At 58.9% G+C, this 12,807-nt stretch carries 12 protein-coding genes; 9 read left to right on the top strand and 3 right to left on the bottom strand.

What is annotated here, in order from left to right; all coding sequences use genetic code 11:
* Positions 1-60: 60 nt before the first annotated feature.
* Positions 61-1,257, top strand: a complete 1,197-nt coding sequence (locus PQR63_RS13885) for a serine hydrolase domain-containing protein (RefSeq protein ID WP_408168484.1) — start codon at positions 61-63, stop codon at positions 1,255-1,257.
* Between the two features lie 198 nt (positions 1,258-1,455).
* Here PQR63_RS13885 and fdhA read toward each other — a convergent pair whose 3' ends face one another.
* Positions 1,456-2,652: a formaldehyde dehydrogenase, glutathione-independent gene (gene fdhA, locus PQR63_RS13890; RefSeq protein ID WP_408168485.1), complete on the bottom strand. Its 1,197-nt coding sequence runs from the start codon at positions 2,650-2,652 to the stop codon at positions 1,456-1,458.
* Between the two features lie 67 nt (positions 2,653-2,719).
* Complete coding sequence (locus tag PQR63_RS13895; RefSeq protein WP_408168486.1) at positions 2,720-3,676, bottom strand: NAD(P)-dependent oxidoreductase; 957 nt, start codon at positions 3,674-3,676, stop codon at positions 2,720-2,722.
* A 277-nt stretch (positions 3,677-3,953) separates the two neighbouring features.
* On the opposite strand from PQR63_RS13895, the gene PQR63_RS13900 reads away from it, so the two are divergent.
* Entirely contained in the window at positions 3,954-5,198 is a 1,245-nt protein-coding gene (locus tag PQR63_RS13900; protein ID WP_408168488.1) for a LysR family transcriptional regulator, read from the top strand.
* A 36-nt stretch (positions 5,199-5,234) separates the two neighbouring features.
* Here PQR63_RS13900 and PQR63_RS13905 read toward each other — a convergent pair whose 3' ends face one another.
* A complete protein-coding gene (locus PQR63_RS13905) occupies positions 5,235-5,930 on the bottom strand; it encodes an alpha/beta fold hydrolase (protein ID WP_408168490.1) in 696 nt (231 codons plus the stop codon).
* Between the two features lie 342 nt (positions 5,931-6,272).
* Between PQR63_RS13905 and PQR63_RS13910 the strand changes: the two genes are divergently transcribed.
* The 7 genes from PQR63_RS13910 to PQR63_RS13940 all read left to right on the top strand — a co-directional run bounded on the left by PQR63_RS13910 (position 6,273) and on the right by PQR63_RS13940 (position 12,772).
* Positions 6,273-7,454: an ABC transporter substrate-binding protein gene (locus tag PQR63_RS13910; RefSeq protein ID WP_408168492.1), complete on the top strand. Its 1,182-nt coding sequence runs from the start codon at positions 6,273-6,275 to the stop codon at positions 7,452-7,454.
* A gap of 95 nt (positions 7,455-7,549) precedes the next feature.
* Complete coding sequence (locus PQR63_RS13915) at positions 7,550-8,653, top strand: Rieske 2Fe-2S domain-containing protein (protein WP_408168493.1); 1,104 nt, start codon at positions 7,550-7,552, stop codon at positions 8,651-8,653.
* Positions 8,654-8,689: 36 nt separating this feature from the next.
* Positions 8,690-9,526 (top strand): gallate dioxygenase, encoded by an 837-nt coding sequence (locus PQR63_RS13920; protein ID WP_408168495.1) that lies wholly within the window; start codon positions 8,690-8,692, stop codon positions 9,524-9,526.
* A gap of 10 nt (positions 9,527-9,536) precedes the next feature.
* Positions 9,537-9,896 (top strand): protocatechuate 3,4-dioxygenase, encoded by a 360-nt coding sequence (locus tag PQR63_RS13925; RefSeq protein ID WP_408168497.1) that lies wholly within the window; start codon positions 9,537-9,539, stop codon positions 9,894-9,896.
* A gap of 336 nt (positions 9,897-10,232) precedes the next feature.
* The gene (locus tag PQR63_RS13930; protein WP_094565176.1) at positions 10,233-10,958 is read left to right on the top strand and encodes a PIG-L deacetylase family protein; all 726 of its coding nucleotides are present in this window, start codon (positions 10,233-10,235) and stop codon (positions 10,956-10,958) included.
* Positions 10,955-11,632, top strand: a complete 678-nt coding sequence (locus PQR63_RS13935; RefSeq protein WP_408168499.1) for a 4-carboxy-4-hydroxy-2-oxoadipate aldolase/oxaloacetate decarboxylase — start codon at positions 10,955-10,957, stop codon at positions 11,630-11,632. Before PQR63_RS13930 ends, PQR63_RS13935 begins: the two co-directional genes overlap by 4 nt.
* A gap of 12 nt (positions 11,633-11,644) precedes the next feature.
* Positions 11,645-12,772, top strand: a complete 1,128-nt coding sequence (locus tag PQR63_RS13940) for a 4-oxalomesaconate tautomerase (RefSeq protein WP_408168501.1) — start codon at positions 11,645-11,647, stop codon at positions 12,770-12,772.
* Positions 12,773-12,807: the final 35 nt, after the last annotated feature.

Consider the following 12,807-nt stretch of genomic DNA (forward strand, 5'->3'; position numbering starts at 1 on the left):
AAAGATAACCAATAGTGTAACCTCGGAATCTTTGATTTCGACCGTACAAGACAAGAAGCCATGCGCCAATATAAAAAAATCGCGTTGTACTGCGCCGCTAGCTTGAGTCTGCTGGCCGCAGCATGCTGGCCTGTCACAAGCTTGCTGCGTCTGCCGTCGCCGACAGCGTTAATCGGCCTGGCGCTTGAGCTGCGACCATTTTCACAAAGCTACGTCTATTTCGATAGCGCGCCATTCGCTGCAAGCACGAACCCGCAATCGTTACAAACGTCCTCTCCCGCACAATCGACTTCACCATCGCCATTTCTGTCCCAGCAAGTCGCCTGGCGCAATGGCGCAACGCTCGACCTCGCTCAATTTCTCGGCCAGACTCACACCGACGCTTTGCTGGTCATCCATCGTGGTCAGCTCGTTCAAGAACTCTATCCCCTCGGCGCAACACGCGAAACCGTCTTTCCGTCTTACTCCGTCGCCAAGTCCATCCTGTCCGACCTGACTGGTATTGCCGTGCAAGAAGGAAAACTGTCCCTGTCCGATCCGGTGCGCAAATATCTGCCGTATCTGCCGGAGAAATTCGACTCGCTGAAAGTGAATGACCTGCTCAACATGCATTCCAGCATTCACGTCGACGAGAAGTACGACAGCGTGTTTTCGCAGATCGCTTACATGTACATCACCACCGATCTCAAACGTTTCGTGCGCGGACTCGGGACGACGCCGTTCACGCCGGGTGAGGGCTTTGTTTATCGCAGCATCGACTATCTGTTGCTGGGGATGGTGGTGTCGGCGGCGACCGGTGAGCCGTTGACGCGCTATCTGCAGGATAAGCTGTGGCAGCCGATGGGCGCGCAGTATCCGGCGAGCTGGAGTGTGGATAGCGATGCGGGTGCGGTGGAAAAGAGTTTTTGCTGCATCAATGCGCGTGCTATCGATTTTGCGCGTTTTGGTCTGCTGCATTTGCGGCGCGGTCAGGCGAATGGCAAAGCGGTGTTACCTGAGAGCTGGATGCAGCGGCCGGAGCAGGTCGGTGTGGCGGATGCAGACTTTGCCTATGGTCGCGGCTGGTGGTTGCCGCGTCGTGCCACCAACGGGCAGGATTACACGGCGATCGGGATTCACGGGCAGTACATCTACATCGATCCGGTCAGCGATACCGTCATCGTCAAGCTGAGCGATCACGGCGCGGAGCAGGATGAGGCGTTGACGGTGGCCGCTTTCCACAGCATCGTGGCGTCGTTGTCGGCGGCGAAGAACTGACTTTACAGCTGCGAGCGGAAAGGCTCCGGGCTTCTTCTCAACGGCAAGAAAGTAAAAAGGGCTTACGGCAAAACGTAAGCCCTTTTTGTATTGCCGTTGCAATGCGCCGCATTCTCCATGCTACAACGCTCGTTATATGCGCTGCTCCGCGTTCAGCGAAAGCGAACCCTGCTCAGGTTGCCGGTACTTCCAAACAGTCTATGCCGCCAACGCGCCATGCGGATCAATCACAAACTTCTTCGGCGCACCGGCATCGAATTCGCCGTAGCCTCCCGGTGCCTGATCCAGCGAGATCACCTGCACGCCGACGATGTCGGCGATATGCAGGCGGTCCCACAGGATGGCTTGCATGAGTTGGCGGTTGTATTTCATCACTGGTGTCTGGCCGGTATGCAGGCTGTGCGACTTGGCCCATCCCAGTCCCAGGCGGATGCTGAGGCTGCCGCGTTTGGCTGCGGTATCGACGGCGCCCGGGTCGTCGGTGACGTAGAGGCCGGGGATGCCGATGCGTCCGGCGGCACGGGTGATTTCCATGAGTGAGTTCAGCACAGTTGCCGGTGCTTCGACTTGCGAGCCGCTGTGACCGTGGCCGCGTGCTTCGAAGCCGACGCAATCGATGGCGCAGTCTACTTCCGAGTCGCCGAGTATCGCGGCGATCTGATCAGCCAGCGTCGCATCTTGCGACAGGTCGACTGTCTCGAAGCCGACGCTACGGGCATGTTGCAGGCGGGTGGAATTGACGTCGCCAACGATGACGACTGCCGCTCCCAACAGTCGGGCCGATGCCCCTGCAGCCAGACCGACCGGACCAGCGCCGGCGACATAGACGGTCGAGCCTGGGCCGACGCCTGCGGTGACGGCGCCATGGAAGCCGGTCGGCAAGATGTCGGACAGGCAGGTCAGGTCGGTGATCTTTTCCATGGCCTTGTCCTTATCCGGAAAACGCAGCAGGTTGAAATCGGCGTAGGGCACCATGACGTATTCAGCCTGCCCACCGATCCAGCCGCCCATGTCGACGTAGCCGTAGGCGCCGCCTGCACGCGCCGGGTTGACGCTGAGGCAGACGCCGGTGTGCTGCTCCTTGCAGGTGCGGCAGCGGCCGCAGGCGACGTTGAAGGGGACGGATACCAAGTCGCCTTTTTTAAGCGTTTCGACGTCTTTGCCGACTTCGATCACTTCACCGGTGATCTCGTGTCCGAGTACCAGTCCCGATGGCGCCGTCGTGCGGCCGCGCACCATGTGCTGATCCGAGCCGCAGATGTTGGTGGTCACGACTTTGAGGATGACGCCGTGTTCGATCTTCCGGCCTTGCGGATTGTCGAACTTGGGGAAAGGAATCGACTGCACTTCTACGCGCCCGTGCGCAACATAAACAACACCACGATTTTCTGCCATGAACTATCTCCTTTGTTATGGGTAAATCCCTCTTGTAAATCTGCGACCTGAATGGTTAAAACTCAGATCAAGCCGTCTTCTTCGAGACCTCGATTTCGGTTGCGGCTGCCGTTGTTGTTGCTGCGGCTGCGGCCGAGACTGCGGCAATACGGTCGGCGACTTCGCGCCAGCTTTTTTCGTGTTTGTCGACAATGCCCGCCTGCACCTGATCGGCCAACCAGTCCTGGCGTTCGGCGATGGCGGACGAAAGCAATGGCGTCAGACCCGCATCAGAAACGGTGTGCGCGGCTTCGCGCATCTCAGCGGCGCGGCGGCGGCCGTGCTGGACGACGCGGGAGACCAGATAGTCGGCCTGGCGCGGCCAGTCGATGCCAGGAAAAGTTTCTGTCAGCGAGGCGAGTACTTCTTCTTCCACACCGTAGTGGCGCGCGGTGAGCATGCTTTCAACGGTGATTGCTTCCAATCCCTTGATCATCACGCTGCGGCACATTTTGATGGCCGACGCCACCCCAATGTTTTTCGATGCGATCTTCATCTGCATGCCGGACTGCGCCATCAGCGCCATGAAGCCGGCGGCATGCGGCCCTCCCAGCAGCATCGGTACGGCGATGCCGTAAGGCGGGATGGACGCCATGACCGCAGCTTCGACATACCGCGCGTGGCGGCTTGTGAGCAACGCATGGCTTTCCTGTTTCAGTGCCGGTGAGACGGAGTTGATATCGAGGAAAAATTGGCCGGCGCGTATCGACGCTGCGACGCTGGTGACGACATCGTGTGCGGAGCTGGCGGTGACAGCGGAGATGATGACATCGGCATCGGCGATGGCGACAGTGAGATCGTCATGCAAGGTCACGCCGGCAGCGGCAGCCTCACGCATGGGCCGACTAGTAGCGTCCGAGAACAGGATGTCATGCGCAGAGACAGCATAGCGTCCGGTCGCCGACAAACCTTGGGCCAGGATCTTGCCTGCTTCGCCGTAGCCTATCAGGCAGACGGAAACGAGGGCGGTATCGGAAGCAGCCATGGGCATGATGTTTTTCGCGAGGGAAGAAGCGCCCGGTAACCGAACCGGGCAGTCGTCTGATTCTGTGGGAATTCGATCATCTCAACCACCCAAAATCACCCGGTGAGACATCTAATCTTCTTATCGGTCTGGAAGAAATGATGTCGATTGCATAAGCTGGACGAAGTCTTTTTACGCCGCGGCAATGCGAGCTTGTCAAAACCGTGCATATCCTTCATCCTAGAAAAAAAGATATCGGAAATTCATATTCCGCAACGCCCGGAGCCGCTTCCTTCCTATGACATCTACCGTAAGCCTGCGTCATCTGCGCGCCTTCATCACCGTCGCCGAACTGGGTAGCGTCACCCGTGCCGCTGACGCGCTGTATCGTGCGCAATCGGCAATCACGCGCTCGGTACACGAGCTTGAAACGGTTATCGGCGAGTCCCTGTTTGAACGCAAATCCAGCGGCATGCTGCTGACGGTATTCGGCAATACCTTGCTCTTTCGCGCACGCAGGGCGGCGCAGGAATTTGAGCTGGCGCGCGACGAAATCTATAGCAAGATCAAGACGCCCGCCGGTTCGATGAAGACGTCCATCTTGTCGATGCTGTTCAATGAGCGTCGTCTGCAGATCTTCGTCAAGCTGGCCGAATCGCATCACATGCCGACCGTCGCCAATGCGCTCGGCATCACCCAACCGGCAGTAAGCGCCTCCATCTCCGATCTGGAAACCAGTCTTGGCGCGACCTTGTTTCAACGCACGCCCAAGGGCATGCTGCTGACCGAAGCCGGCGCCTTGCTGCTGTTTCGCGCCAAACGTGCGCTGGCAGAGCTGCGCCACGCCGAAGCCGATATCTCGGCGCTCAAGGGAACCACGCAAGGCCGCGTGGTTGTCGGCGCATTGCCCCTAAGCCGCACGACCATCTTGCCGCGGGCAATTGCCAGCGTGATTGCCGCGCATCCGCAATTGCGCATCACCACCATCGAGGGGCCTTTCGATAGCCTGGCGGCGCGTCTGCGTGCGGGGGACATTGATTTCATCCTCGGTGCATTGCGCCCGCCGGAATATGCCAACGACCTGCACGGCGAGCCGCTGTTGGAAGACAAGATGTCGGTGATCGTGCGGCGCGGCCATCCGTTGACGCAGAAATCGAAGGTGACGCTTGACGACATGATGCGCGCACAGTGGATCTTGTCGAGCAAGGGGACGCCGGCGCGTGCGCTGTTTGAATCGTCGATGAGCCGCAAGGACATGCCTGCACCGACTGAAGTGGTCGAGACCAGCGACCTCGCGATCTTGCGCGGCCTGCTGCTGCATAGCGATATGGTGACCGCGATCTCGGCGCAGCAGCTGGAGTATGAGATTCACTCCAACGCCTTGCAGGTGCTGGACTTCGACCTGCCGCGCACCTCGCGCACTATCGGCATCACGCAGCGTGAAGAAAGCCATCCGTCGCCGGGTGCGGTCGTGCTGATGGATGCCATTCGGGAAGTGGCGACACAGATGGAACGGCGCGCCGCTAACAGCGGTCATTGGTGACGCAGTGACCGCTTGATAAGTTGAGTGGCTGCCCGCTCAGGCCGCCCAGCGCAGCAGCGCCTGGGTGACGGCATCCGACTCTTCCATGGTCGACATATGTCCGCAGGCGGGGATTTCAGTCAACACGCTGCCCTTGACCAGCGCCGCCATACGCGCATGCCGTTCCGGCGGACTCCAGGCATCTTCTGCGCCGCAAAGAATCAGTGTGGGACAGGCGATTGCCGACAGCACCGGCGTTGCATCAGGACGGCCCAGCAATGCGCGAATCTGGCCCGCGTAGATCTCGGGCGACATGCGTCCCACCATTTCCAGAATACGACTTATCAGCGGCGCATTGTCCCGATTGCCGGGGGCTAGCATCGGCATGGCCCAGGTCTCGGCAATGGCGTTGATGCCGTCGGCTCGGGCACGATCAACCAGTACGGCGCGGCGGGCATCTTCGCCCGGCGTCGCAGCCTCGTAGCCGGTATCCAGCAGCGCCAGACGTTGCACGCGATGCGCCGCCTGACGATACACGTCCAGCGCAACACGCCCCCCCATCGAATGGCCCGCAAGAAAAAACTGCTCAGGTGCATCCTGCAGCACGCGGCTCGCCATGCCTGCGATGGAATCGTCCTGCTGAAAACTCACGATACGCACGTCTGCCTTGTGTTCTTTGCGCAGGGCCTCGGCTTGCGCTTCCCAGACCACGTCATCGCACAGCAAACCGCACAGCAAATAAATCGTTTTCATGTTGCTTCCAAAAGGGTGAAAAACGAGATGCAATGTATCCAAACGACTTGCCTGTGTCCAGTCATCCGCTTCGCCTCAATCAGTCAGTTTGACATGGTGCAGCAATCTCGATATCGCCGGGTTTGTGCGTGGTTTCTATTTAATTTATTGATTTTAAAGGGATTAAATTTTTTCTTGAACGGTGTTTTACAACTGGTGATTAGTAGGTGTCTAAAAATCAATAAGCAAATTAGATGGGGTGGCAAGGCTAAATGTATAACGCCTATCCAGTCTGAACCGGATAATGCTTCCATAAAAACGGCGTAGAGCCGACAACAAATTCCATACAACAGGAGACCACCGATGTTGCACCGATTCATGAAATTCACCTTGCCGCTCGCCAGCGCCGCCATCTTTGTCGCCACTCCCGCTGCGCATGCAGATGAAATTCGCATCGGCGTGATCGCTGCATTCAGCGGCCCGTACAGCAACTGGGGCAAACAGATTCAGGACGCCACCGAACTCTTCCTCGCGCAAAACAACGGCCGCGCCGGTGAGCACACGATCAAGATCATCTATCGCGATGTCGGCGGCAACAATCCGGCGCGTGCCCGCCAATTGGCCGAAGAGCTGGTCGTACGCGACAAGGTGCAATACATCAGCGGTCTCGAATTCACACCGACGGCGCTGGCTGTCGCCGATGTCGCCACGCAAGCCAAGGTGCCTATCGTCATCATCAACGCCGGCACCTCCGGCATCCTGAGCAAGTCGCCGTACCTGCTGCGCGCCGGCTATACGCAATGGATGGTGGCGACGCCGCTGGCCAAATGGACGGCGGAGCAGGGCGGCAAGCGCGTTGCGCTGGCCGTGGCGGACTACGCACCGGGCGCCGATGCGCTGACCTCGTTCCGCAAGTCTTTCACCGAAGAGAAGGGGCAGATCGTGGCGGAGGTGAAGATGCCGCTCAATACCTCCGACTTCTCGACCTACATGCAAAAGATCAAGGAAGCCAATCCTGAGTACGTCTACATGTTCGCGCCGGTCGGTCCGATGGCGGTCGCCTTTATCAAGGCTTTCGTCGAGCGCGGACTGGACAAGTCCGGCATCAAGCTGCTGGCCACCGCCGAAACCGAAGAGAGCGAACTGCCGTCCTACGGCGACGCTGCGGCTGGCATCGTGACTGCGCTGCATTATTCGCCGGCCAGCACCACGCCTGCCAACGTGGCTTTCGTCAGCGCCTTCCGCAAGAAGTACGGCGCCGACAAGACGCCGAACGTGGCATCGATCGCTGCCTATGATTCGATGAAGATGATCTATGAAATGATCCGCGCCACCGGCGGCAAGCAAGACGGCGACAAGGCCATGGCGGCAATCAAGGGCTACGCGTGGGAAAGCCCGCGCGGCCCGGTGAGCATCGATCCGCAGACGCGCGAGATGACGCAGAATATCTACATTCGCCGTATTGAAAAGGTCGATGGCGTCTACGTCAACAAGCCGTTCAAGACGTATCCGGCCATCAAGGATCCTGGCGTAAAGGTACAGTAATCGCCATCGCTATTGCTATCGTTATTGCGCACAATGTTGTCATTGTTCAGTGCGGCGACGGATAAGTCGCCGCACTGTGTTTAGAGGAGAACTCCATGCTTCAGAAAGCCGCAGCCGCCAAGCCGAAGATGGCCAATCACACCACGCCCCTGATCAAGGATTGCTGGTACGTCGCCGCGCTGTCGCGCGAAGTCACGCGCGATCTGCTGGAGCGCACTTTGCTCGGCAAGACCGTGCTGATGTACCGTAAGGTCGACGGCACGCCCGTCATCATGCAAAACCGCTGCGCCCATCGCTCCTTTCCCTTGTCGAAGGGACGCCTTGATGGCGATCAGGTGGTATGCGGTTATCACGGCATGGCCTATAACCCTGAAGGCCAGTGCGTACACATGCCGTCGCTGGCCAACCCGCCGACGCACGCGCGCATCGCCTCCTATCCGCTGCAAGAGAAAGGCCCGTTGATCTGGATCTGGATGGGCGACGCTAGCAAGGCCGATCCGGCGCTGATTCCGGATACGTCATGGCTGGACGCGCCGGAGTGGACCACCGTCACCGGCTACTTCCACATGAAGTCCAACTACGTCGCGATGCATGAGAATCTGCTGGATCAGACGCACTTTCCGATTCTGCATGCGGACACGGTCGGCACGCCGGAGTATTCGCGCTCCAGTCTCGAAATCCACAATGAAGGCGATGTCGTGCGTATCCGCCGCGAGTTGAAGAACTCGCCGCCGCCGCCGATCTACGGCATCCCGATGAAGCTGACCGGACGTCCGGTGGATCGTTTCTCCGACAGCCGTTTCGTCTCCCCCGCAGGACATATCGCCTTTGCGCGCATCGCCAACCTGGAGCCGCGCGAAGGCGAACACACTGACTATCGCGTGAATATTACGCACTTGTTCACGCCGGAATTTCAAGGCACGATCCACTACTGGTGGTTCAACAGCCGCGACTTCGCGCTCGATGATGCCGGTGCCAGCGACTATCTGGCATCCGCTTCAGTCAAGGCGTATATGGAAGACGTCGACGCCCTGACCTGGATACAGGAAGAAGTCGAGAAGGGCGACGGGCCGCCGGATGAACTGAGCTTCGGCCCTGACCGTCCCGGTCTGTCCATGCGCAAGACGCTGTTGCGCCTCGCTGAAGCTGAGACCGCGCAAACGGAAGAGCCGCCTGCCGTCGCCGTAAAAATGTATTAAGTATTTTGAATGTGTTGAAAGCGTATTGAGGAAATCATGGCAAGAATCGTAGGAGGAATCGGCACGTCGCACGTGCCCACCATCGGCCTGGCGTACGACAAGGGACGGCAGAACGATCCGGCCTGGGCGCCGCTGTTCAAGGGCTATGAGCCGGTAGCGCAATGGTTGCGCGAGCAGGCGCCGGACGTGCTGGTCATGTTCTACAACGATCATGCAAACAGTTTCTTCTTCGACTGCTATCCGACGTTTGCGCTGGGTGTCTCGCCGAGTTTTGAAATGGCCGACGAAGGCGCCGGCAAGCGTCCCTTGCCCGACATTAACGGTCATCCGGAACTGGCGGCACATATGGCGGAATGCCTGGTCAACGATGAGTTTGACATGACGCTGTTTCAGGATCGTGCACTCGACCACGGTTGCAACTCGCCGTTGTCGCTGATGTGGCCGCATGAACCGGCGTGGCCCGGTGTGATAGTCCCGATTGAAATCAACGTGCTGCAATATCCGTTGCCGACCGCTGCGCGCTGTTACAAGCTCGGTCAGGCGGTGCGCCGCGCTATCGAGTCTTTCCCCGAAGACCTTAAGGTTGCCGTGGTCGGTACCGGCGGTTTATCGCATCAGATCCATGGTGAGCGTACCGGCTTCAACAATCCGGAATGGGATGACGAATTCCTGCGCCGCATCGTCGACGATCCGCAGAGCCTGACCAGGCTCAAGCATGCCGACTTCGTGCGCCTTGGTGGCGCTGAAAGTGTCGAGGTCATCATGTGGCTGGCCATGCGCGGCGCACTCGACGACAAGATCAAATGCATCCACCAGAACGTCTATCTGGCAACCACGACCGCGATGGCTGTGGCGATCTACGAACAAGCCTGAAGAGAAAATAATGAATCCACAACTTGAAGGTATCGAAGACATTGAAGGCACCTATGTCTTCGACGTCCGCCAGAGCGTCAAATCGTTGCGACTGAACCGCTTCTTCTGGCGTCACCGCGAGCCGGAGTTCCGTGCACTGCTGGTGCGCGATTTCAAGGCGGCCTGCGATGAGCTCAAGCTCAGCGATGAAGAGCGTACGCTGGTGATCAATCAGGACTGGCTAGGCCTGATCAAATACGGTGTGAGTTTTTTCGTACTGGAGAAATTCGCCCGCGTGGTGAAGATGTCCAACCTGGCGGTCTATGCCTCCATGCGTGGTGAGACACTGGAAGCTTTTCTCAAGACACGGCGCGTTCCAGAGTCGGCATAACAGTTTTTTCTGAGCATTCACGGCGTCCGCTGCGATGGCAGCGACGCCGTTTTTTTGCGCCAATTTTTACTCATTCTCGCGACGCAATACGGTTTTTGATATGGCCTGTTTCGCACGATTGTATAAGTCGATAAGTAAATTAGATGCGCTATCAGCCAAAGAGAAACGCGAGCGGATAAGCCCTGCCATAGAATAAATCGACTTAACAAAGACGATGGAAGCGGTGATCAAAACCGGCAATAAGACAACGTCGGCAACCGCGTAAAGACAGCAATAAAAAATAAAAAGTACGAGACAAGTACATCAATTCATTTTTATCGAATCAACAGGACAACCATGGAAAAGACTCAAAAACCATCGCTGCTGGTGGTCAGCGCACATGCTGCGGACTTCGTCTGGCGCGCCGGCGGTGCGGTAGCGCTGTATAGCGAACGCGGCTATCGCGTGAAAGTCGTCTGCCTCTCCTACGGCGAGCGCGGCGAGTCTGCCAAGATGTGGAAACAACCGAACATGACGCTGCCCAAAGTGAAGGCTGCGCGTCATGAAGAAGCGGCCAAGGCTGCCGACATCCTCGGTGCTGAGATAGCGTTCTTAGATATCGGTGACTACCCGATGCGCGTCAGCGACGAAGTGCTGTACAAGCTGGTCGACATCTATCGTGAGTTGCGTCCCGAGTTCGTGCTTAGCCATTCACTGCACGATCCCTACAACTTCGATCATCCTCTGGCGACGCATGTCGCGCAGGAGGCACGCATCATTGCGCAGGCCCACGGCCACAATCCGGAACAAGCCGTCATCGGCGCACCGCCTGTGTTGCTGTACGAACCGCATCAGCCCGAACAATGCAACTGGAAGCCGGATGTACTGCTAGACATTTCCTCCGTCTGGGAAAAGAAAAAAGCTGCCTTCGAAACCATGAACGCACAAGAACATCTGTGGGAGTACTACACCCGCGTGGCGCTGCAACGCGGCGTACAGGCATCGCGTAACTCTTCGCGCAGCATCAAGTACGGTGAAGGCTATCAACGCGTGTTTCCGCAAGTGTGCGGAGAGTTCTCATGAGCCGCAACGTCGCTGTTCGCAATATCCCGCGTGCACCGGTCGAACGCGTCGCTGCGCTGGCGCAGTATGGCGTCGCTACCGTGCACGAAGCACAAGGCCGTACCGGTTTGCTGCATCACCGCCTGCGCCCGGTCGTCGCCGACACGGCAATCGCAGGATCGGCGGTCACGGTCAGCGTGGCGCCGGGCGATAACTGGATGCTGCACGTGGCGGTTGAACTGTGCCAGCCGGGCGACATCCTGGTTGTCAGTCCGACTTCGCATTGCGAGGATGGCTACTTCGGCGATCTGCTGGCGACGTCGCTGCAGGCACGCGGCGTACTTGGTCTGGTGATCGATGCAGGCGTGCGCGATGTGCGCACCTTGCGCGAGATGAACTTTCCTGTCTGGTCGCGTGCCGTTTGTGCGCAAGGCACGGTCAAGGCGACGGTCGGATCGGTCAATGTGCCGCTGGTCTGCGGCGAGCAATTGATTCAGCCGGGTGATGTGATCGTGGCCGATGACGACGGCGTCGTCGCCGTGCCGCGCGAACAGCTCGGCAGCGTCACCGATGCCTGCGTCGCGCGCGCCGCCAATGAAGAGCAGAAGCGCAAACGCCTCGCCGCCGGTGAACTCGGCCTGGACATCTACGACATGCGCGCCAAGCTGGCCGCTGCCGGACTGACCTATCTTTAAAAAGCGCGGACGATGACTCAGCCTACCGAAGCTTCCCAACGCGCCATCCCTTGCGCCTTCATGCGTGGCGGCACCTCGCGCGGCCCGTTCTTTCTTGCAGATGATTTGCCGCAGGATACGGCCACGCGCGACGCGGTGCTGTTGGCGGTAATGGGTTCGCCCGATCCACGTCAGATCGATGGACTGGGGGGCAGCGACACACTCACCAGCAAGGTCGCGATCGTCTCGCCGTCATCTTTGCCGGGCGTCGACGTCGACTTCCTGTTTGCGCAGGTTGCCGTGGACAAACCGCTGGTGGATATCTCGCCCAACTGCGGCAACATGCTGGCCGGCGTCGGTCCGTTTGCGATTGAGCGCGGACTGGTGGCGATTCGCGGTGACCTGACACCGGTGGTGATCTACATGGTCAACAGCGGCAACATCGCTACGGCAATGGTGCAGACCACGGGTGGCCGCGTGGTGTATGACGGCGAGGCCAGGATTGCCGGGGTGCCCGGCACATCGGCGCCGATCAATATTGCTTTCCGCGATACCGCCGGTTCAGCCTGCGGCAGCTTGCTGCCGACCGGCCGCACGCGTGATGTCTTCAACGGCATCGAAGCGACCTGCATCGACAACGGCATGCCGGTTGTCGTCATGCGTGCCGAGTCGTTCGGCAAAACCGGGCAGGAGACGCCGCAGCAACTCGACGCCGACACGGAATTCAAGAAGCGCCTGGAAGCCGTCCGTCTGCAAGCGGGCGAACTGATGGGGCTGGGCGACGTACGCAACAAGGTGGTGCCGAAGATGACCATTATCTCGCCGGCTGCCAACGGCGGGCATATCTCCACCCGAACTTTCATCCCGCATCGTTGCCACAGCGCGATCGGCGTACTCGGCGCAGTGAGTGTCGCCAGCGCCTGCAAGTTGCCGGGATCGGTGGCAGAAGGGATGGCGACGCTGCCGCAGGGCAATGACGTCGAGATCTCGGTGGAACATCCTAGCGGTGAGTTTACCGTTGCCTTGCGTACTGAATCGGGCAAGGAATCGAGCACGGAATTGCATGGCAGTCAGATGCGTTTCCTCAGTTCGGGTTTGCTGCGCACGGCGCGCATGTTGCTCGATGGTCAGGTGTATGTGCCGCATCGGGTGTGGCCGTGAAGGCTCACAGTTTTTGTAATCGTAATCGCCGTCGT

Origin of the sequence: Herbaspirillum rhizosphaerae, assembly GCF_046025915.1 — a bacterium.
Taxonomy (GTDB): domain Bacteria; phylum Pseudomonadota; class Gammaproteobacteria; order Burkholderiales; family Burkholderiaceae_D; genus Herbaspirillum; species Herbaspirillum rhizosphaerae_A.

Coding starts and splice junctions, on each gene's coding strand:
- PQR63_RS13885 (WP_408168484.1), top strand. CDS start 61: ATGCGCCAATATAAAAAAATCGCGTTGTACTGCGCCGCTAGCTTGAGT.
- fdhA (WP_408168485.1), bottom strand. CDS start 2,652: ATGGCAGAAAATCGTGGTGTTGTTTATGTTGCGCACGGGCGCGTAGAA.
- PQR63_RS13895 (WP_408168486.1), bottom strand. CDS start 3,676: ATGGCTGCTTCCGATACCGCCCTCGTTTCCGTCTGCCTGATAGGCTAC.
- PQR63_RS13900 (WP_408168488.1), top strand. CDS start 3,954: ATGACATCTACCGTAAGCCTGCGTCATCTGCGCGCCTTCATCACCGTC.
- PQR63_RS13905 (WP_408168490.1), bottom strand. CDS start 5,930: ATGAAAACGATTTATTTGCTGTGCGGTTTGCTGTGCGATGACGTGGTC.
- PQR63_RS13910 (WP_408168492.1), top strand. CDS start 6,273: ATGTTGCACCGATTCATGAAATTCACCTTGCCGCTCGCCAGCGCCGCC.
- PQR63_RS13915 (WP_408168493.1), top strand. CDS start 7,550: ATGCTTCAGAAAGCCGCAGCCGCCAAGCCGAAGATGGCCAATCACACC.
- PQR63_RS13920 (WP_408168495.1), top strand. CDS start 8,690: ATGGCAAGAATCGTAGGAGGAATCGGCACGTCGCACGTGCCCACCATC.
- PQR63_RS13925 (WP_408168497.1), top strand. CDS start 9,537: ATGAATCCACAACTTGAAGGTATCGAAGACATTGAAGGCACCTATGTC.
- PQR63_RS13930 (WP_094565176.1), top strand. CDS start 10,233: ATGGAAAAGACTCAAAAACCATCGCTGCTGGTGGTCAGCGCACATGCT.
- PQR63_RS13935 (WP_408168499.1), top strand. CDS start 10,955: ATGAGCCGCAACGTCGCTGTTCGCAATATCCCGCGTGCACCGGTCGAA.
- PQR63_RS13940 (WP_408168501.1), top strand. CDS start 11,645: ATGACTCAGCCTACCGAAGCTTCCCAACGCGCCATCCCTTGCGCCTTC.